Source organism: Synechococcus sp. PCC 6312 (genome assembly GCF_000316685.1).
Lineage (GTDB): Bacteria > Cyanobacteriota > Cyanobacteriia > Thermosynechococcales > Thermosynechococcaceae > Pseudocalidococcus.
In genome coordinates, this window is the sequence record NC_019680.1 from 1,458,944 (window position 1) to 1,480,102 (window position 21,159).

The 21,159-nt window shown below is 49.9% G+C and carries 13 protein-coding genes and 1 tRNA gene; 4 read left to right on the plus strand and 10 right to left on the minus strand.

Annotated elements, in window-relative coordinates; translation table 11 throughout:
- Nucleotides 1-217: 217 nt before the first annotated feature.
- The 6 genes from SYN6312_RS07165 to SYN6312_RS07190 form a co-directional block, all read right to left on the minus strand.
- Nucleotides 218-751, minus strand: coding sequence for an inorganic diphosphatase (locus SYN6312_RS07165; RefSeq protein WP_015124193.1), 534 nt, complete (start codon nt 749-751; stop codon nt 218-220).
- Nucleotides 752-811: 60 nt separating this feature from the next.
- Entirely contained in the window at nt 812-2,230 is a 1,419-nt protein-coding gene (locus SYN6312_RS07170) for a CPBP family intramembrane glutamic endopeptidase (RefSeq protein WP_015124194.1), read from the minus strand.
- Between the two features lie 33 nt (nt 2,231-2,263).
- On the minus strand, nt 2,264-3,139 hold the full coding sequence (gene murI, locus SYN6312_RS07175; RefSeq protein WP_015124195.1) for a glutamate racemase: 876 nt from the start codon (nt 3,137-3,139) through the stop codon (nt 2,264-2,266).
- Nucleotides 3,140-3,310: 171 nt separating this feature from the next.
- The gene (locus tag SYN6312_RS07180) at nt 3,311-4,792 is read right to left on the minus strand and encodes an HlyD family efflux transporter periplasmic adaptor subunit (protein ID WP_015124197.1); all 1,482 of its coding nucleotides are present in this window, start codon (nt 4,790-4,792) and stop codon (nt 3,311-3,313) included.
- A gap of 4 nt (nt 4,793-4,796) precedes the next feature.
- A complete protein-coding gene (locus tag SYN6312_RS07185; protein ID WP_015124198.1) occupies nt 4,797-7,811 on the minus strand; it encodes a peptidase domain-containing ABC transporter in 3,015 nt (1,004 codons plus the stop codon).
- On the minus strand, nt 7,808-8,548 hold the full coding sequence (locus SYN6312_RS07190) for a peptidylprolyl isomerase (RefSeq protein ID WP_015124199.1): 741 nt from the start codon (nt 8,546-8,548) through the stop codon (nt 7,808-7,810). Before SYN6312_RS07190 ends, SYN6312_RS07185 begins: the two co-directional genes overlap by 4 nt.
- A gap of 547 nt (nt 8,549-9,095) precedes the next feature.
- Here SYN6312_RS07190 and SYN6312_RS07195 point away from each other — a divergent pair.
- Both SYN6312_RS07195 and SYN6312_RS07200 read left to right on the plus strand, forming a co-directional pair.
- Complete coding sequence (locus SYN6312_RS07195) at nt 9,096-9,485, plus strand: hypothetical protein (protein WP_015124200.1); 390 nt, start codon at nt 9,096-9,098, stop codon at nt 9,483-9,485.
- 174 nt (nt 9,486-9,659) lie between these two features.
- Nucleotides 9,660-10,115, plus strand: a complete 456-nt coding sequence (locus SYN6312_RS07200; RefSeq protein ID WP_015124201.1) for an NAD(P)H-quinone oxidoreductase subunit N — start codon at nt 9,660-9,662, stop codon at nt 10,113-10,115.
- 140 nt (nt 10,116-10,255) lie between these two features.
- On the opposite strand, the gene SYN6312_RS07205 is transcribed toward SYN6312_RS07200, so the two are convergent.
- The 4 genes from SYN6312_RS07205 to purL all read right to left on the minus strand — a co-directional run bounded on the left by SYN6312_RS07205 (nt 10,256) and on the right by purL (nt 15,402).
- A complete protein-coding gene (locus SYN6312_RS07205) occupies nt 10,256-10,768 on the minus strand; it encodes a hypothetical protein (RefSeq protein WP_015124202.1) in 513 nt (170 codons plus the stop codon).
- A gap of 42 nt (nt 10,769-10,810) precedes the next feature.
- Complete coding sequence (purF, locus tag SYN6312_RS07210; RefSeq protein ID WP_015124203.1) at nt 10,811-12,340, minus strand: amidophosphoribosyltransferase; 1,530 nt, start codon at nt 12,338-12,340, stop codon at nt 10,811-10,813.
- Between the two features lie 206 nt (nt 12,341-12,546).
- On the minus strand, nt 12,547-12,768 hold the full coding sequence (locus tag SYN6312_RS07215) for a hypothetical protein (protein ID WP_015124204.1): 222 nt from the start codon (nt 12,766-12,768) through the stop codon (nt 12,547-12,549).
- Between the two features lie 264 nt (nt 12,769-13,032).
- Complete coding sequence (gene purL, locus SYN6312_RS07225; RefSeq protein WP_041431274.1) at nt 13,033-15,402, minus strand: phosphoribosylformylglycinamidine synthase subunit PurL; 2,370 nt, start codon at nt 15,400-15,402, stop codon at nt 13,033-13,035.
- Nucleotides 15,403-15,542: 140 nt separating this feature from the next.
- Here purL and SYN6312_RS07230 point away from each other — a divergent pair.
- Together SYN6312_RS07230 and hpsA are read left to right on the plus strand one after the other, a co-directional pair.
- Nucleotides 15,543-15,629 (plus strand) — tRNA-Ser (locus tag SYN6312_RS07230).
- A gap of 284 nt (nt 15,630-15,913) precedes the next feature.
- Entirely contained in the window at nt 15,914-21,157 is a 5,244-nt protein-coding gene (gene hpsA, locus SYN6312_RS07235) for a hormogonium polysaccharide biosynthesis protein HpsA (protein ID WP_015124207.1), read from the plus strand.
- Nucleotides 21,158-21,159 lie beyond the last annotated feature (2 nt).

Below are 21,159 nucleotides of genomic sequence, written 5' to 3' on the forward strand. Positions count from 1 at the left end.
GAGGATAACTTTGGTAAGGCCTGGGGGGAGGTTTCAGCCAGATATTTAGAGCGATTATCCGCCGCCAAATTGCCTCACCCCCCAGTTATATAGTCATTTCTGCCAAAACTGAGATACTCAAAACTACTATCCATAAAAGGTCTCAAGTATTTTTGTATTTCATTCCTAAGCAAAATGACTCTAATTTTCAATCCCAATTGTGCCCGGGCCGGATTCATTAACCTTTATAGGCTTTGATACCGTGATCAACCAAGGCCTGGACTTTCTCCGCATCCTGCCAATCGAGAATTTCAGTGACTTTCTTTTGGAGGTTTTTATAAGTCCGGAAAAACTCCGCCACTTCAGCCAATCGGTGCGGGGCAATATCTTTGAGTGATTTTACTTCGGCATAGCGGGGATCATCGGCCGGCACACAAAGAATTTTCTCATCCCGGTCGCCGCCATCAATCATCTCTAAGTAACCAATGGGCCGGGCGGCAATCACACAACCAGGAAAGGTTGGCTCGTCCATCATCACCAGGCCATCCAGGGGATCCCCATCATCTCCAAGCGTGTTGGGAATAAAGCCATAGTCAAAGGGATATTGCACTGAGGAATAGAGCACCCGATCCAAGATAAAGGCGTTCATATCCTTGTCAAATTCATATTTATTGCGACTGCCCCCAACAATTTCAATCAGGACATTGACCAGGCCGGGTTTGGGTTGAGCCGGAATCCGCGATAAGTCTAAGCTCATGGGTATTGGGTTCATAACGATTTACCTAATCCAGCATAAACCGACCATGGCCAGGCCCCAAACTGTCCCTTAAAATCAGGGTGAAAGTAATAAAAGCCCGATGAATGAACCACTATTCCAAATCCCGTGGAGCAACATTGAGGCGAGTAAATTTCCCGAACGCCAATAGACGTAGCCCAAGATAGTCCCCAAAACCGCCAGGGGCAATAAATCTGCGGCATTCAAATGGGCAATGGCAAACAGGCCGCCACTGGTCAACATTGCTGTCACTGGTCGCATTCTCGGCAGCAGTGAGGGTAGTAAAAACCCCCGAAACAGAGTTTCCTCAAAAACTGGGGCCATGACAGCAACCATCAACCACAAAATCGCAAAACTACGGTAATCATGACTGGCTAGAATAACTTCCAAAAGGGGATTTCCACCGCCTTGATTGTTGAGGAGTTGTTGACTGAGTAGGGAGGTGAGGAGGACAAGGGGTAAAGCAACAAAATAGGCTCCGATGCTCCAGGCCCACCAACGGGTTTTTCCCGAAAATGAAAGCCACTGGAAAATGGGTTTGGGATATTGCTTCCAGGTGTAAATGAGGATGCCAAACCCAGCCACCACCATCAAGCTATAGGTTATGAGCGCATAAATGGCCTGGCCAAAGGGAGTTGCTACCAGGCCCCGCCCACCGATTAACTCTAAAGCTAGGGGCACAATCAGAAAGCTGATCCCGAAAAAGGCCACAAACCAGCCCACCATGACGGCTAATGTGGTTTCTGATGACCAGGGAATATCTAGATTGAGATGCCGTAAAACTTGCTCCCGTTGTCGGTATTGGTTAACACCCCAACCAACCAATAAAAAAATCCCCAAAACACTCCCAGCTAAGGGCAGCACCGCCACTAAAGCCAAACGAATGACGGCGGCCTGGGCCAATTCTTGCACGGTTTGCTGGAGGGCACTCAGTTGGGCAGAGTTATTCTCAACTTGATAGAGTCTTTGTAAGGCCTGCGCTTGAAACCAGCCCGTGAGATGGGTTGTGATCAGTATCTCGGCCTGGGGCATGATGATCGGCGGTGTTTGCCAGAGTTGCTGAAGAGTCTGGGCCAGTTGTCGGTCTGAGTCTGGGCCAGTTGCCGCCGCCGCCCAAGTTTTAGGAGCCGCAGCTAAAGTCTCAGCCCCAACGGCCTCCAGAATCCCCAAATTCAGTTGGGCTTGGCTGATCTGCTGGGACTGTTGGGCTGTGATGGTGGGGAGTTCACCCAGGGATTGAATGGTTTTTTGATAGGCCCGGCGAGCATCGGCCTGGGGATCACGACCTAAGAGAGCTTTGGCCTGAGGATACTCTTGAAATCCTGACCATTCATTGGCCTGGAGAACAAGATTTGTTTGATAGAGGCTAATCTGTCCTTGAACTTGGGGTTCAGTCAGGCTACTGAGTAATTCTGCGGAGACTAAAAAGACAACAATGGCCGTTAATGCCACCAACAAAATTCGTTTCAAAGACATAAACCCTTCAACCGCGGATGTTGCTTTCCTAGCTTAACTGGCCGGTGTTGGGGGAACTGCCATGGAAACTTGAGATAGATGAATCGCTGTCAAATCAACTTTTTCAACGTAAGGGAAATAGCCTAACCAACGACTGGCTAAATGGGCGAATTGTTCAGGATTGCCACTGACTGCAAACTTAGCGGTTCCCCTCCCTCGCCGATATTGACGCAAACCCAATAGTTCTAGCTCTTGAATCGCGGCTTGAGCTACGGCCTGGGCTGGATCAATTTGCCTGACTTGAGCTGGCAGGAGAGCGGTAATCACATCGGCAATATGGGGGTAATGGGTACAGCCATAGATGAGGGTATCCAGGCCAAACTCAATCAGCGGTTCTAAATAGGCCTGGGCCACTTGCCGGAGATAGGGATCCTGACAGCGATTTTGCTCGATGAGGGGGACAAACTCTGGGCAGGCCACTTGACAGACCTGAATCGTTGGCTTTTGCTCTTGGAGGGCCTGGGGATAACTTTGACTATTCACTGTCGCCGAAGTCGCCATGATCCCGATGCGTTTCCCCTTCTTCACAGCGACTTGAGCCGCGGGCAAAATTAAACCAATGATCGGAAAATCAAATTCACGGCGCACTTGCTCAAGGGCCAAGGCTGAACTGGTATTACAGGCCATCACCCCTAACTTCACCCCTGACTGCTGCATCCAGGCCAGAATTTGCCGCACAAAGGTAGTAATTTCCGCCGCCGACCGTTCCCCATAAGGCAAGTGAGCCGTATCGCCAAAGTATAAAAATGATTCATGGGGTAGCTGGGCTTGTAAGGCTTTCAAAACCGTCAGTCCACCCAGGCCACTGTCAAACACACCAATCCGACCGGCCGAAATTTCCCGATAGGACGACCTACGCCAATTATTCACTCCGAAACCTCGTACTCCTCACACAAGAAACGCCACTAAATCCAATTCCGACAATAGATAAAAGGCTATGGCTAGAGCGGATTCAATATTGGCATAGGGACAGTTTAGCAACCTCATCGTCTTTAATTAAGAGTCCAAGTAGCAAATAATACATCTCTTTTTTCATGTCCATTAACGTAAATGGTTTAAGCTTTCGACTTCCCGCGTAAACAAGTCCGTAATCAGGCTCATCACCGTGCGTTTACGAATTTTGATATTGGCACTCACCGCCATCCCCGACTGCAAGGGAATCTGTTTATCGTTAATTTTCAAATATTGCTGATCCAACTTGATCCGGGCCGGAAAGCTATAAAAATTTCGCTCTGGGGTCGGGGGGAGGGCATCGGCCGCAATCCCAATCAACTCCCCCTTGATATCACCAAACTCACTGAAGGGAAAGGAATCGATCCGCACATCTGCCCGCATACCTGAATTGACAAAGCCAATGTCCCGATTTGTAATATAAACCTCAGCCACCAGGGCATCTTTGGGAACAACCTTGAGCATCGGCTTATCCGGTGTCACTACAAATCCGGGGGAATGGGCCTGGAGATCAAAGACGGTTCCAGTTACAGGCGCGCGTACCGTTTGATAATTTAAGCCTGTTTGGAGTTGTTTGACCTTGGCCAGAATTTCCGCCAGCTTTTTATTATTTTCTACAATCGTCCGACTAAACTGGGTATCAATTTCGGCGATCCGTTTGTCGTTTTCAGAAATGGCTCCATACAGGTCTCGCGTCACCGTCACCGTCGTATTTTTCAGTTTCTCTTTGGCTTCGGCAATGGCTACTTGCAACCGATTCACATCCTGCTGAAACCGATCCACTTCCGCCAGGCCCCGTTGCACCTCCTGAACTTGGCGTAAATATTGAACACGGGCAATAGCACCTTCCTTCGCGACGGGTTCTAGGTCGGCCAAAATGTCCTGATTCACCTTGAGAATTTGTTGCTGGCTTTTCAGTTGTCCCTGGGCCTGGGTCAGTTGTTTTTGGAGTTGATCAATTTGTAAACGGACTGTCGCAATTCGGGAACGAGCCTCTTCTTGGTTAGAGTCCCAACGTAATCGCTGTTCGTCCGTTAAGGTGACTCCCTGAGTATTCCCGACTAATTGAGACCGAAAAAGTTGATTTTCTGCCAGCAGGGCCTGACGATTTTGGGCGAGAAGACGCATCGTGGCGGGAATGGTGGCTGGGGCCTGGGTGTTACTTCCGGTAAGTTGTTGTTGATAAAACTGATTTTCCTGTTGCAGGGCCTGGCGCAAACTTAACTGGGCCGCCAACTCCGATTCTGATGTGGCGGGATCTAACTGAAACAGAGGTTCTCCGGCTGTGACTTGCTGGCCATTGCGGACATAAATATTGCTCAAAATACCACTACTGGGAGAGGAAATATCCTTAACAACCCCCTCGGGTTCAAGTTGCCCCATCGCTGGAACTGCCTCCTCAATTTGGAAGAAACTCGCCCAAAGCAATAAACTCCCACTCACCCCAACAATGCCCCAAACAATAGCCCGTGACCAAGTGGGGGCCTGCTGCAAAATTACCGGCCGGTCAAAGGTGGGAGATAAGGGCGGATTAGACTTAGGTGATGGAGGTAAGGAGGGCAAATCAGTCATAGGTTTATACCGCAGCGGCTTCCTGTTGTTGGTAAAGACAATAGTATTGACCCCGTAAATCCATTAATTCGGCATGGGTTCCTTGCTCGACCACCGTGCCTTGATCCATCATCACAATTCGATCCGCCCCGACTAAACTCCGCAGCCGATGGGTCACGAAAAAGACTGTCCGATCCCCAAAGGTTTGACGCAGATTTGTAAAGACCGTATGTTCCGCCAAGTAGTCTAAGGCACTGGTGGCTTCATCTAAAATTAATAGCCTCGGGTCTTGGAGAATGACCCTGGCAATGGCAATCCGTTGACGTTGTCCTCCCGAAAGGGCTGCTCCCCGTTCACCGACCCGACTGTTATAGCCCACAGGCAAATCCATAATAAAGTCGTGGGCATAGGCGAGCTTGGCCGCGGTGACAATTTCTTCAGGAGTAGCATCGGGGCGAGCCAGGGCAATATTGTCTTGTACCGTGCCATCAAAGAGCAAACTATCCTGTAGCACCATCCCCACCTGTTGACGGAGGGAATAGAGGTCCACCTTACTGACATCGTATTGATCAATGGTGATTTGCCCGCTATCAACCTCGTAGAGACGCATTAATAGTTTCATCAGGGTGCTTTTGCCGGAGCCGCTTTGACCAACGATCCCGACAAAGGTTCCCGGCTCAACGTTCAGATGAATATGCTTGAGTTGAAGATTGCCTTTGCCCGCAAAGCTGAAACAAACATCCTGAAAGCAAATGGCCCCTTGGATGGCTGGCAGAGGAATGTTGCCCCGGTCTTCTTCCTTGACTTCTTGGGGAGAATCTAAAATATCGCTGAGCCGTTCTAAGGAGAGGGCCGTTTCCTGGAAGTTTTGCCACAGTTGAATCAGGCGCAAAAGGGGACTTGTGGCATAGCCGGCCAAAATCCGAAAGGCAATTAATTCTCCTAAGGTTAATTTTTGCTCAAGGACGAGATAGGCTCCGACCCAGAGCAGGAGTAAGTTAGACAACTGACTGAGAAACCGACTCATGGAACCCGCTGTCGTCGAGGTAATCACCGCATTAAAACCAGCCGAAACAAACCGGGAATAACGGTCTTGCCACTGCCAACGGGATTTGAGTTCAATGTTTTGGGATTTAACGGTTTGGATGCCCGTGATCACTTCCGTAAAGTAGGCCTGGGTTTCGGCGTTGCGCTCGGCTTTGACGCGGACTTGATTGCGAATTACGGGGGAGAAAATAAAGGTCAACAGGCCAAAAATTGGCACAGTGGCTAAGGCAATCAGAGTCAGTAACCAGCTATAGAGGATCATGACCACGATATAGATCACCGAAAAGACGGCATCTAAGACCACGGTCAGGGCGGTTCCGGTTAAAAATTGGCGAATGTTTTCCAATTCATTGACGCGGGTAGCCAGTTCCCCCACAGGCCGGCGGTCAAAATATTTCAACGGTAGGCGCAACAGATGATCAATAACCTGAGTTCCCAAAGTTAAGTCAATGCGGTTGGTGGTATCCACAAACAAATAGGTGCGGAAACTGCTGAGGAGGGCTTCAAAGACGGCCACAACCACCAAGAGAATTCCCAAGACATGGAGAGAATCGGGACTGTTTTTGACCAGAACTTTATCAATAATGACTTGGGTGACGAGGGGATTAGCCAGGCCAAAGAGTTGGACGAAGAACGAGGCAATAAAAACTTCAATTAAAACTCGCCGATGCTTTTGAATTGCTGGGAGAAACCAACGCCAATCAAACTTTTTCTGGGGTGTATCGCCGGTTTTTTCCAGTTGAATTAAGGAAATCGTCTCGCCATCCCAAGGAGCTAAGAAGACCGGTAACGTTTGCCGGAGTAAGCCCTGCTCAGGAGCCGCCACCACCACCCCTTGGGCCGAAATTTCATAAACCAAGAGGAGTTGACTGTCCCAACAGGCCAGAAAGGGAGTCGGAACCCGTTGGATGACCGTTTTGGGAACCTCTAACAGTTGCGCCCGCAGACCCATGAGTTCACTAATGACTCCAGCCGTGGTCAGGGAGATTTTATTGTCCTGTTGTCCGAGTTGATTTTCAAGCACCCGGCGGATAATATCTTTACGAAAAGGCAGATTAAAGTGCTCAGCCAACATGGCAAAACAGGCCTGGGATGCGTCTAGAGAGCCTTTTCCAGCAATAAACGGATAATTAGTGGGTGTTTGCCGGTCTGTCAATTCCGGTTCGGGTGGTTCGAGGGGGGCTTCCGGAATCATCTCCCAGGCCAGGGTTGTTGCAGTGGTGGGGATCGTGGTCTGGGCCGCAGGGATGGATAGTGAGGCGGCAGGGGCTTGAGGTTGGATTTGGGGCAGGGCGGCAATGGGTAAGCCAATCAGACGAACGGGGTTGTTGTTATTTTGGGGCGCGCTGGTGAGTGTCGGGGAAATGCTCTGCCCAATCTCCAGGCCGGGCCAAGTGCCACTACTGAGTAACCAGCGATAATCCGGTTCTAGTTCCAGTCGGAGAGGGGGTTGTGATGTGGTGGCTGGAATAATTTTGAGTTGGGCCTGGGGATAAATGTCCGTCAGCAAGTGGCGCATTTTTTGCGGTTCCAAGGCCTGGGGGCCCAAGGCATGACCCAATAGTTCATAAACCTCGGCTAAACTTGCCCGCTCCCGATAGTACTGATCTAAATGGGGTTCCTGGGCTAACCAGGCCAAAAATTCTGATCCCGTTAAAACCAAAGCAATCGTATCCGTGGAAGCAATCGCCCCTTCACAGCCATGTTGTCGCACCAGGCCACTCCAGCCAACTGCCTCTCCCGGTTGGAGCATTTTCAGTGTTGGCGGTACATCTTGGTTTTGGTCTCGCCCCAGCAGCCGGACTTGTCCCTGAAAAATCAGGTAGAACTGGCTCGGACGCTTATTGGGAGCCAACATTCCCCGGCCCATCGGAAACCGCTGCGGCTGAAACTGCTGGGACAAGGCCAACTGAGTTGCGGCTGAGAGTTCCCCAAAGGGCGGGGTATGGGCTAAAAATTCTTGGACAGCACTTTTGAGATCAAAGGTATTCATGGGGTGACTGGGGCCGAGATATTTACCGTTAGGGCCTGGGTCTGGGCTTGGAGCCAGCGTTGCCAGCATTGTTGCAGTAGCCGTTGCCGCATTCCCTCGTCCAGTTGGGCCGGAATAACTTTCTCAGGACGGACAATCACAACCCAGTCTCCTAGACGTGTGGGTGGCAAGATTTTACCTAAGGGCGAGGAGGCTAACATTTGGACTAATTGGGGATGTAAGGTTCTGGCTTCTACCGGCCCGACTAAACCACCAGACTCCTGTTCTGCTCCCTGGGAATACTGACGGGCCACATCCGCAAAGTTGGTTTCCCCTTCCTTAATCCGAAAATAGAGTTCCTGAGCTAGTTCTGGATTATTAGTTCTTAAGAGTGAGTAAACAAACCGGTCATACTGTTGCTTGGTCTGCATAAATTCTTGATCAATTCCCCGCCCCCAAGTTGCTTGCTTATATTTTTCAATTTTGCCCAGTTGGTAGGCCCGCTGCTGAAACTGCTCTGGGGAGATTCGATAGCGTTGACAATACTGTTCTTCTAGTTCTGGGGTCGTAATTTGTTGATTTTGGCGAAAGTGATTGAGGGAATGCTGGGCTTCTTCGGGTGTGAGGGTAATGTCCTGGAGGGCCTGGTCAATGGTGAATTCTTCCAGAAATTGGGGGAGCAATTGATACCGAGTTAGATAATGGATCAGTTCATCACCAGAAATCGAGGTTACACCGATCTGGATAGTTTGACTCATTTGGAACAGCACAGTTAATCAGGGGGCCTAAATGTAAAACCATCCTAAGATGTATCTTTAATTACCACAAGATAATTAATCATCTCTTAACCTGCTAGCGGCTCTGGGTCAGGGAGAGGATATTCCACCGCGATCACCAGAGTTCACCAGGCCTGGATCTTGAAATCTTGAATTTGTGCATCACAGTAATATTCTCATTCCCTGGATAATACTAAAGAGAGGCTAGTTTGCAGATAGCGAGTTAGTTATTTATACCTAATTAAGATATCTGCCATCAGTAAAGACATTGACGATCCCTGGCTTCAGGCTGCACTTATTAACTGAATTTTGCCAACAAAACGATGTAAAGCAATGTGAATTTTAATTCCGCCGTATCTTTGATTAAATTGGGTAATCCCAGAGTAGGTAATGAATTTAGCCATTGCTGATCGTAATGCATGGGTTTGAGAAATCTTAATTCATGCTTAAATATCGTTCAAAATCTGGCTAAGTCAGCAATGTTATTTCTAGTATTGATCGTATCTGTACCCGCTGCGAGGATTCGGCATTGGATTTATTAAGTCAACAAATAGCGGCCCTGAGCAGCAAAATTGATTCGTTGTATGTCATTGTTGAGCAACTGAATCAAAAGCTATCCCTGGCTATCAATGAAGGTAAAATCAAGCCCAGTATCGTCGTTGCAGAAATCATGCCAGACTGTGATGAAACGGCTGATTGGGTTGGGGGAACTGCCCAGGCCTTTGCCTCTCCTGTCCATACCAGTCTTGAGCATAAAGATATTTTGAGTGACGACGAACCCCACAACTTCCGCAGCTACAGTGGTGAACGTTACATGACCAACGAGGTACAAATTCAACGCCTGACGGCCCAACTCACCGCGGCTTACAACCAAATTGCGGCCTTAGAAGAACGTCTCCTGGCCCACCACAGCCGTTAGGATTGCTTTACTCCAGAGAATGGCAGCGCTGAAGCGGCTTTGATAGGAATTTCTTAAGCCTAAGCTGCAATTTTTTCAATCACCGGATCTACAAAAAACCGAAGCGAGGCCTGGTATATTGTTGGCAGCAGTGCGTGTGTTTACACCATCATCACAACAATTTGGGTAGGGGTTATGGGCTTATTGTTAGCAGGTAATCAGTTTGTCCGAGATCTAGACCAGGCTGGTGCGTTGGCCATGTATGTTCCCCCAGAAGGTGGGTTTGAAGGACGTTACCAACGCCGATTGCGGACTGCTGGCTACCCAACTCTGCATTTGTCAGCCCCAGGCCTGGGAGATTTATCTGCCTATCTTACCCAAGTTCATGGCATCCGTCCGGCCCATACAGGGAAAGAAAATATTCGGGTCTATTTCCGTCCTCCCCTGGTCACCTATCACCTAGAAAACTTACCTCCCCAGGCCAAGGGACTTGCGCTCTGGTTAATTGATGGCAAAAAGCTATCTCGCCAAGAACTTGCTTACCTGTCATTGCTAACTCAGCAAGAACCCCGGTTGAAAATCGTTGTTGAAGTTGGTGGGGCCCGGGAAGTGAAATGGCAACCCTTGAGTACCATTGCCCAAGCGGCTTAAACATTTTTGCAACTGATGATTGAGGCTGGTACTTCGGGCCTGGGCAGATTCGGATTCTGTTCAGTTCCAGTCATCACATTATCTAGATGAGATCCAGATGCGAACCAGCCCAGCAGTAGAACCCATAGCTCAGGAAATTTCTAGGGGCTTTTGATAGCGCACTGGGCTACCTGGCGATCATTCAAGGTTTTGCTACTAATACTAATCCGAGTTTTGGCATTTACAAGTCCGCCTGTTCCGCCAAAGCTGCCATCTCGTTTCCCTAAAAATACTTCCCATTCGAGGGTCAGGTCATCGGCCTGGGGATAAACACAGAGGATCTCCATGCCGGTGCTATCAGGAACATTTTGCCCAAAGGCTTCTAAGCTTTTCACAAACTGATAATAAACGCACCCCCCCGCGGCCGTTGGCCCCCAAAGTTCATAAACACTATTGGTCGCAGCAATCCCGATAGAGAGATCCGTTAAGAATTTGCTAGGGGTACAGGATCGAGTAGCTTCCAGCCAGCAGTCCATCGTTTCACAAGTTGTTTGGTTAGTGGGGCGGCTGAGGGTCTGAAAAAACCTGGCCGGGGCCTGGGCTAAAACTCTAGGTACGGCTGAATTTACCAGAAGCACCATTGCCAGAATATTGAGTAGACGCTGTGTCACCATTGTTGCCAGGCCCAAGACAAGCGGAACGTACTCTTGATTAACTTAATTAGCGAGCGACTTTTCTAGTACCAGTTTGGAGCGTTTCACCGGATCCGGAATCGTAATTGGATAGTCCCCCGTAAAACAGGCCGAACAAAATTGACTCCCCTGCTGAGCTTGAGTGGCCGCAATCATCCCCGCCCAAGTTAGGTAACTTAAGGAATCTACCCCGATTTGAGCCGCAATTTCCGCAATGGTTTTAGTTGCCGCAATCAGTTGATCCTGGTTATCGGTATCAATGCCATAGAAACAGGGGTGAGTGACGGGAGGCGAAGAAATCCGCATATGAACTTCCTTGGCTCCGGCTTCCCGTAGGGCGCGGACAATTTTGCGGCTCGTCGTTCCTCGGACAATCGAATCATCCACAATCACAATGCGTTTGCCTTCCAAAACATCCTTTAAGGGGTTAAGCTTCATCCGAATCCCCGCTTCCCGCATGGCCTGGGTGGGTTGAATGAAGGTGCGGCCGACATAACGATTTTTGATCAGCCCTTCTGCATAGGGAACTCCCGTGGCCTGGGAATATCCAATGGCGGCCGGAACCCCTGAATCGGGAACAGCAATGACTAAATCTGCGGGTATGGCTGACTCTCGCCCCAATTGTTGCCCTAGGCGTTGGCGATAACTGTAGAGGGTATGACCTTCCATAAGGCTATCCGGGCGAGCAAAATAAATCATCTCGAAAATGCAAAGTTTATGCTCTGGTGGACTCCAGATGTGGGACTTCAGGCCCTGGTCATCAATCCAAACCAGTTCCCCCGGTTGGACATCTCGGACAAATTCAGCTCCGATGATATCCAGGGCACAGGTTTCTGAGGCCAGCACATAATAGGACTGACCTGAATTTTCCCCTGCTAAAATGCCAATCACCAAGGGCCGCACGCCATGACTATCCCGCACGCCCATCAGGCCGTTGGGTGTCCCGATGACTAAACTAAACGCCCCCTGAAACTGGCGCATGGCATTGACACTGGCATCAATCCAATCCAGGCCAGCATTGACTTGATTGGCAATGGCCCAGGCCATAACTTCCGAATCGGTCGTACTAATCAAGCTGGCCTGGCTAGGCATTTGGGCCGCGACGGTTTGACGCAGGGCCTGGGTATTTACCAGATTGCCGTTATGGGCGAGTGCCAGGGGGCCGAGGGCGGTGGGAACCAGGACAGGTTGGGCGTTAACAATCCGACTAGACCCGGTTGTGGAATAGCGGGTATGGCCAACGGCTAAGGTACCGCCCATGTGTTGGAGAGTCGATTCATCAAAGACTTGGGAGACCAGGCCCATATCTTTATGGAGGTGAACATCGGCGCCGGTAAAAGTAGCAATTCCCGCAGATTCTTGGCCGCGGTGTTGGAGGGCATACAGGCCAAAATAGGTGAGTTTAGCCACTTCCAGGCCTGGGCCATAAATCCCAAAAACCCCACAAGCCTCTTCCGGTTTGTCAGGGGACTCAAGCAGGTGGTGGCCACAAGTATCACAGTCAACAACAGGGTTCATCTGACTGGAGTCAGAGACAAGGGTGGATTCAGACATTGGGAGAGTTACCTAACCGCTATGCACGGGCTGAAGGGACAAGAAAGACCAAGGCTCACAAATATCGCAAACAAAAAGGCAAAAAAGGGGAAAAATGGGCTTAAGAAAAGATTAACGAAACTACAGCTAAATAAATTAAGTAAATTTTGACGAATCCGGTCTCACTCCGAGTTTAGATGCCTTTCCGTCAAGTATTGCCCTGAATCTTAGACATCTTGGGGCGGCCTAGGTGAGCGTATAACAGGCATAGACCTCAATGCGGCACTCAGTTGCTTTTGCTCTTCCTTGGAAAGCCAATCATTCATGTGAACAATCCCCAAATGTCCTGCTGTTCTGGCCCGCTTCTCACCCAGTTGAAATATAATTTGAATCTGTTCACTATAGGGCTGCGGTGGTTGCTCTGTGGTGGGTGTGGTAGTGTCAGACACGATCCTTTTCCCCTCGAATTAACTGTCCATCAGACTCGATCCCTACTACGATTGTAAGCGGCCCAACAAGGCAGACCCACAACACCCCAGTCTCTTCATCTCGATAGGTATACTCCACAAGATCAATAAACTGATAAGCATTAAGAATCGCATATTGCATTCCAGTCAAATTCACAAGTGACGCATCTCCTACTGTTTCATTTCCCCCATGCCACTCCAGGCCAAGAATCACAACCTTAATTTTCTTTCCCAGTGGGTTTAGTTCTACGCACTTAGGTAAGTTCCTAGCCCATTGGCCCACTGATCCCGTAACTCCTCAATCCTAACCTTGATTAAGGCCTGGTTATCGGCTGTTGAAATTTGCAGTTCTGCTGCGGTTCCAGTCACGATTCCAATCTCCTGAATTGGAGGATTGCCTTGAGTTTTCAGATATTTTTCCCAGGCCCCCTTTTGACTTGGATCAACCGCTACCAAAATCCGCGATCCTCCCTCCCCAAAGAGCAATTCATCCCAACGGGAGATCGTGTCAGACAAGGCCCAAGGTAAAGTAATCGTTGCCCCGAAATTGCCACTGATACAGGATTCCGCCAGAGCTACGGCTAAGCCTCCTTCACTCAGATCATGGGCTGACCGGATCCAGGCCTGGGTAATGCCCTCACGACAAATTTTTTGAACCAGTTGCTCAAGCTCTAAATCCAGGATCGGTGGTTGACCTGTGACTTGGTTATAGATCGTGGCCAGATATTCCGAGCCACCCAGGGAAATACTCTCAGTTGTGATGTTGGGGGTTAGAGGTTGTCCGAGGAGATAAATTAAATCCCCCGTTTGCTGCCACCCTTGCCCAACAGTTTTGCGAATATCCTCCACACGACCAACCATGCCCACGACGGGTGTTGGATAGATGGCCTGGGGTTTCCCGTCAGCATCTAAGGTTTCGTTATAAAGAGAAACATTGCCGCCGGTGACTGGGGTATTGAGACTACGACAGGCCTGGGACAATCCTCGACAGGCTTCTGATAGTTGCCAATAGCCCAAGGGTTGTTCTGGACTACCAAAATTGAGGTTATCCGTCACCGCCAAGGGTTCGGCCCCAACACAACTCAGATTCCGGGCGGCTTCGGCAACAGCGGCAATGGCTCCTTGATAGGGATTGAGATAGACATAGCGGGGATTACAGTCCACGGTTGCCGCAACACCGACATAGGGATTAGCGAGTTTGTCCCCAGTCACTGGCCGCAATCGAATCACCGCTGCATCTGCTGCCCCAGGCCCCTTGACCGTATTGTTTTGGACGTGGTGATCGTATTGGCGATAAACCCAGGCCTTGGATGCCACCGTGGGAGAAGCGAGGAGTTGTAATAAGACTTCCGACCAAGACAAAAATCCTGACTCTACCTCAATCCCTGTTTCTGATGCGTTGGGGAGCAATGACATTGACCAGGCCTGGGCAGCTTTGACATAATCCGGCGGCTCAATTAGGGATTCCCGGTGATAAATCGGCGTATTTTCAGCCAGGGCCTGGGCCGGAATTTCCGCGGCAATTTTGCCCTGATGACGGATGCGGACAATCGGTTCAGCAATCACAGTTCCGGCAACAACCGCATGGAGTTCCCAGCGTTGGAAAATATCAATGATTTCCTGTTCCCGCCCGGCCTGGGCCACAAATAACATCCGCTCCTGGGATTCCGACAGCAAATATTCGTAGGGGATCATCCCGGATTCACGGGCCGGAATTAAATCCAAATCCAGATCAATGCCCACGCCCCCCTTAGCCGCCATTTCTGCCGTGGAACAGGTTAAGCCCGCCGCTCCCATATCCTGGGCTGCCACAATCGCTCCGGTTTGAAAGGCTTCTAAACAGGCCTCGATTAAGGACTTTTCTAAGAATGGGTCTCCCACTTGCACCGCTGGCCGATCCGCTTGCGACTCTTCACTCAATTCCGCACTGGCAAAACTGGCCCCGCCCATGCCATCCCGGCCGGTAGTTGAACCCACATAGATGACTGGATTACCAATCCCCGCCGCCCCGGATTTAACAATTTCTGCGGTTTCCATCAGACCCAATGCCATGACATTAACCAGGGGATTACCGGAATAGGCCGCATCAAAGTAAACTTCACCCCCGACTGTCGGCACACCCACACAATTCCCGTAGTGAGAAATCCCCGCCACAACCCCATGCACTAATCGTTGAGTTTTTGGATCGGCTAAATCCCCAAAGCGAAGGGAGTTTAAGAGAGCAATCGGCCTGGCTCCCATGGTGAAAATGTCCCGTAAAATCCCGCCAACTCCGGTTGCCGCACCTTGAAAGGGTTCTACGGCGGAAGGGTGATTGTGGGATTCGATCTTAAACGCCAACCGCAACCCTTCGCCTAAATCTACTACGCCGGCATTTTCCCCAGGCCCGACCAAGACCCGTTCCCCAGTGGTTGGAAATTGCTTGAGTAAGGGCCGGGAATTTTTATAGCAGCAATGCTCTGACCACATCACGCCAAACATGCCCAACTCGGCCGGATTGGGTTTACGTCCTAAGCGTTTGACGATTTCAACATACTCGGCCTGGGTCAGCCGTTCGGCTACCAGTTGTTTCGGATCAATTTCAAATTCTGGAGCTAGATCAGAGGCAGCAGACATAAAAATTTCTTCGTGCGGGGCTAACACTGGCATTATCTCAGAGATTTCTGACTGGTGGCTTTAGTTGCTGGCGATACTGCTTTTTATTAAATAATTCTCTGGTAGCCCGCCGCCCTACAATAGAGAATGCCTTAGGGCCTGGAGAGGTGGCAGAGTGGTCGAATGCGGCAGACTCGAAATCTGTTGAAGGGTCACACCTTCCGGGGGTTCGAATCCCCCCCTCTCCGTAGAGTGCGGACTATTTTGGTTATTGACCAATTTTGTCCGAAAAGATTGTGATTAAAATCACACCCAGGCCTGGTTCAGTCACAGATAATTAAGGGCTGACGCCTTCTTAATGGCTCCATAATCTTTCTTTGGATTTTATTCAATGTTACGAATTTGTATCAAACTAGCAACTTGTGCAAATTTTTTGTATGGGAGTGTTCAGAATGGAAGTATTTCCGGTGTGTTTTTTGGCTGATTGACAGAATTGAGTCCAGTTTATTGATTTCCCAAGGTTGATGTTCTAATGAGTAAGCGTAATGACCGATTTGGCCTGAGCAAGCGTACCTATCGTAAGTTAATGGGGACGTTACGCCATCTGTTTCGGCAGCTCGGCCAGTGGATGCGGCGGCGGCTCAAGGGCGGTCAACGCCAAAATCAACGGGGATTGCGTTTAGGGCGAGCGAGAGGATTTGTGTTACCGACGGCGGTTCTCGTAATTTTAGTTGTGACAATTACTGTTGGAGCGCTCTTAATTCGGAGCTTAAATCGGACAACCCAGGTTTCTGGACAACGTCAGGACTTAGAGGTGGTAAACCAGGCCACGCCAGCCATTGAACGAGCTAAATCAAAACTGGAATATTTATTTAGGGTTGATCCTCGCCTACCCCAAGGGATTCCGGGCCAAGATTTGCTCCGAGAGATTATGCGGGACAACCCAGAATATACCCTTACAGGTGAGACCCGGATTGATATAAATGGGGATGGCACTCTCGATAATGCTTGGTATTTTATTCCTACTGATGACCCTAGCTCAGTCATTGCCTATTCAATTACAGTTGGTCGGCCTTCAGATACTCAACTCAATCAAACCGATGCCCAAAAAGCAGCAGCCTTAGTGACTCGGAGTCGTCCCCTACGCACCTCGGCGGAAGGGGCCGGAGAATGCTCAGTTTCGACGGAAGTTGGGGCTGGTTTGGGGACAGGGGCAGGCTGGGATAAAATTACCTCCCAAGTTCGCAAGAACTTTCAGATTGATGCCTTTGTCTTTACTGAGCGCGGAGGTGGGCGGGCCTTGGCAACCGTGGAAACCATGCAGGAACGCCGCTATGAACAAGGGAATAAATGGGGAGCTTGGTTCAGAAATGATTTAGAAATCTTTCCCGGCCCGGCCTTTAACTGGAATGGGGCGATGCACTCAGAAGGTAGTGTTTACATGGGGGGAGGTAGTAGCTTTTCCGCATATCTTGTCAGCGCGCCAAAATCTTGTATTTATTCTCGGGATTCTTCAGAAATTACAGTTCCCGGTAGCCTAGATGATTCGACCAAATTTTTGGGCCAGTTTATCAATGGTACCTTACGGGACAACAACTATAACGGCACAACGGTTGTTCACTCTATTGGTGCTGGTGATGGTCTAATTACCTCTGGAGATGCCAATCCGCCGGCCCAAAATGTGACTTATACAGCCGCTCGTGACTCAGTTAACCCTGGGGGGCGGACGGCGGCTTCTATTGCCTTAAACCCCGTCAAAATTATTACGGAAGATGTGAGTGTTTCCCGCTCTAGTGGAGATTTACTGAACCAGGCCATCAAGGACTCTGCTTGGCCGACCCAATACTACACTCAGTACAAGCGTCTTTACAATGATGACAGTGACAAGCCCTATGTGGATGATACTTACCGGGCTGATAATCGCTATGGGCCTAAGCCGGTTTATGGAAAGGATCTCAATACCCCTGATCCAGATTTAAGAATTCCCTCTGGCTCTGTGGTGGGTGAGTTAATCCCCGGTACGAATTGGAAGCTTCTAACGGATACTCCCTACAATGATCCGGACGATGCGGCCGATGACAACAAACCCAAGGAAGAAATTGGCTTGGATGGTTACTGGGAACGCCGGGCCAGAGCTGAGGGGTTGCGATTAATCGTTGGACAACGGTTGGAAGTTGGTAAGCCCTTAGATATTCCCAATGCCTGGACAACTGGGCGGGCCAATGAATTTATGCAACATCGGGCTTTGCGGGATAATTTGGCGGCAGTGCAAGGAACGGTGCTTTATCACTACAAGGGGGTGGGGGCTGTAACAGGCGCGGCTACGGCAGATTCAACTCTCTCTGATCCGATTGGGGGGTCTTATACTAACAACACCACAGGCGGTTATGCGCCGATGGCCTGTATTGCTAGTACGCATCACGGCGGTACACCCCAAACCCACTTGCGGAGTATTCGCTTTAATGAATATCGGGGTGTTACGGGAATTACAGACACGGTTTTCCCTGACTTTTTAACCGGCCGTGGTACAGATGGCTGGGAATTTAACCCGCCGAGCATCAACACGAATATGTTGCAGGCCCTCACCAACCTGACCAGTTTTTCGGCAGATCGTTCCATCAGTGGTTCTCGGTATATGGGGGCATTCCCACCTGTCCAAGAGGCAGCGGGGGGCACAGTGCATCCCAACTTTGCCAATATTACCCACGGCGACTTTTCTAATCTCTATCGGGCCTTACAGTTGGGGGATATTTCTACCCTCAGCATGGCGGATCAATCTTACATCCAGTCAGCAGCCTGTGGTGTGGGAATGTTAGCCTACAATCTTGATATTTTACAAGGGCCGGATAACACCAACACAACTGCTGATGACTTTTACACAACGACCTTGGGTAACGGAACTGGTAGTCAGCTTCTAAACCTTGATTCCAATGCCACTGCATCGAGTACAGATCGGGGTGTGCCTCTGCTTTTTGATGGATTGATTGCATCCAATAACCCGGAAGCTAGGGCCAGTATTGATGCCAGCGGTCGCCCAGTGCTGACGTTGAGACGACAAGGGATTAGTACTAATCTAGCTACCAGTTCTGGCTATTCTCCAGCAGAGAGGTATGTGAGCGGGTTAGTTTCCGACTGGGCAGCCCGGCCAGGGACAACTGGGGTAATTGCTAATGAACAAAACAACACTCGTTTAGCCCGACTTGTGGCTATTCGTGAGCAAGCCGCCTACGACCTCAATCCTACTAGTTACCAGTGTGGTATTCCCGCTGATCGCCCGAATTTACGGACTCTATTCTGTTTAGGAGAAGTTGGGGCAGCCGGATCAGGGAATGCTGTGGGGTATAACGCAACCAATAAAGCCACTTGGTTGCCCGGAAAATTTGGAGCAGTGATCACCAGTGCAACTACACCTGTTGCCAGTGCCTTTCGATCCACGATTACGATTGCGGCCAATGATTCAAACTTGAACTATAACTATGACTTAGCCTGGCTTGATCGGCTGGCACCTGGGGATTCTGTTTTTCTCAGTGGAAGAGGGGTTTATCCCTTTGTCAGTTGGAACTCGGCGACTCGTCAGTTAGTTGTAGATGCTGCTACCACTAGCCCCATCCTGGAAATTGGGCAGTTCGGTGCGTCAAACACAACAGGGGGCTACAGTGGAGCTTTTGCTTGGAGTAGCTTACCAACTGGGGTTACGGTTACGCCAGGGTTCACCTTTAACTACAATGGAGCAGCCACTTCTTACACAGCTACTTCTGGTGCAGTTAATATTCCTGTAGCTCGGATCAATCGAGATCTGTTGCCTAGTAGCCTGCAAAGTGCTGATACTCTCAATCAATATCGAGTTGGTTTTCGGATTAGTGGCACAAACTATATTGGCGTAGTTACTGCATCTCCAACGGGTAGTGGAAACTTGACAATCAGCGATATCCGCAATACATCGGGTACTCTTTCTAATCCAACCTTTCCCAACAGTGGAACAATCCCAATTGCCTTGATTGAGGCTCCTTCCCCCGCCGGAAGTACCAGTACCAACCGCTTACCTCTTTACACCTTCAATACTGCTCGCAAATATACGGCACTCCAACCCTTGTTTAATCCCCCTGGTGGCACAGCGGTAAACCCCAACGACATTGCCGCCTCCCCTCGCGCCATCGGTTCTTGGGTAACGCCAACCAGTACAGCTACCGCTCTGACGACCTACAACCAAATTGTTGGCCCGGCAGCAGCGGATCAGGTCTATAACGTAGCTTTCCTGGATAACACCATGTTCAATGGCCGGGAAGAGATGGCTGTGCGAACGATGGATATCAACTTGGGTATGCTGCGGGGAGCAACCATTGGCGGTGATACCTGGCTGCCGATGAGTGGAATGGTTTACGCCTTCCGAGAAGATGCCCTCCGAGAAGATGGGATTGCTCGGCCAGCGGGAACTTGGATGAATGCAGCGGCGAACCCAGGCACAGATCCAACCCTAGCAACCTTTGGGATTTCCATTAAACCTGTGGATTTCTTTGCTGATCCGATGCGCCGTCCCCATGGGTTCCGTTTACGGAATGGGATTCGAGTAGATCGCTCCGGGATTGCTGCCTCCAAAAACATTCGGGGCCTGACCTTTATAAGTGATAACCCAGCTTACATTCAAGGGGATTTTAATTGGCATAGCACGAATGGGACGAATGCAGAAGGCAACCGGATCGAAGAGTTTACCCAAAAGCTGCCCACAGGTAGTTTGTATAACGTAACCGAGTTTTATACGAATCGAACCACTCGAAACACTAACTTTGCCCGGCCGACAACGGACACCTGGCGACCAACGGAAGTTTTAGCGGATGCCGTCTCCATTATTTCTCAAGACTTCTGTCCAGGAACAGCCAATGATTACTTTGCTGAGGCCTACAATCTGACAGTGGTCAACTTGGCAGCAAACTCCCCGGAAAACTTAGTGACTACCTATCCCAAAAGTGGCACCGGAACAGGGGAGGTAGTGAATAATACTGGGACAGGCAACCGAGTTTATTTGCAGTGCAATAATAATACTAATAACTTAGTCACTTCATTTCTGAACTCTAATCGTCCTAGGGGTGATGGGACAGAAGGAACTGCAACTGGTGGCTTACCTGTTAATAATGTTTGGCTGCGGGAAGATCCCTTTGATCCTAGTACTCCGGTTTACATCAATTCCAACGGGCTACCTTTGCAGGTAGATTACACCACGGGCCTGTGGAATACCTTTACGAATGCCACTGGCTCTTGGTGGAATGCCTTTACTGGCAGTAATGGCCGTAACGCTGGGGGTGTGCAAGATACGCGGGTTAATGCGGTGATTATTAGTGCGACAGTGGCCTCCCGGCCTGGGCAGTCCTATGGTGGAATGCACAACTTCCCCCGCTTTCTCCAAGGCTGGGGAAACCTTTGGATTTCTGGCTCCTTCTTGCAACTCAACTTCTCCACCCAGGCCACAGGCCCCTTTGACCAGGATCAATGGGAGTCAAGTTCTGGCGTACCTGCTTTAACGGCCTACAACGTGGCGGGGGATGAGGGTAATGAACGCATTAACTATTACGGTGCACCGACACGGCGTTGGGGATATGACCCAGGCTTACAGTTAGCTCCAGCCGGACCTGTGGCGGAACGGTTCTTGCGTAAACTCAACTCCCGAAGTGTTTTCTTTAATGAATTACCAGCCAACGATCCCTATATTCTTAACCTCCGATGTGCCTCCCGTTCTGGTGGTGGCCGAATTGACCCAACGGTGACTGGATGTCCAACCTAGCT

Bases quoted from the DNA above. Each gene is read 5' to 3' on its own strand.
- purL (WP_041431274.1), bottom strand. From the start codon at position 15,402: ATGTCTGCTGCCTCTGATCTAGCTCCAGAATTTGAAATTGATCCGAAA.
- purF (WP_015124203.1), bottom strand. From the start codon at position 12,340: ATGTCTGAATCCACCCTTGTCTCTGACTCCAGTCAGATGAACCCTGTT.
- SYN6312_RS07190 (WP_015124199.1), bottom strand. From the start codon at position 8,548: ATGAGTCAAACTATCCAGATCGGTGTAACCTCGATTTCTGGTGATGAA.
- SYN6312_RS07205 (WP_015124202.1), bottom strand. From the start codon at position 10,768: ATGGTGACACAGCGTCTACTCAATATTCTGGCAATGGTGCTTCTGGTA.
- hpsA (WP_015124207.1), top strand. From the start codon at position 15,914: ATGAGTAAGCGTAATGACCGATTTGGCCTGAGCAAGCGTACCTATCGT.
- SYN6312_RS07165 (WP_015124193.1), bottom strand. From the start codon at position 751: ATGAACCCAATACCCATGAGCTTAGACTTATCGCGGATTCCGGCTCAA.
- SYN6312_RS07185 (WP_015124198.1), bottom strand. From the start codon at position 7,811: ATGAATACCTTTGATCTCAAAAGTGCTGTCCAAGAATTTTTAGCCCAT.
- SYN6312_RS07170 (WP_015124194.1), bottom strand. From the start codon at position 2,230: ATGTCTTTGAAACGAATTTTGTTGGTGGCATTAACGGCCATTGTTGTC.
- SYN6312_RS07180 (WP_015124197.1), bottom strand. From the start codon at position 4,792: ATGACTGATTTGCCCTCCTTACCTCCATCACCTAAGTCTAATCCGCCC.
- SYN6312_RS07200 (WP_015124201.1), top strand. From the start codon at position 9,660: ATGGGCTTATTGTTAGCAGGTAATCAGTTTGTCCGAGATCTAGACCAG.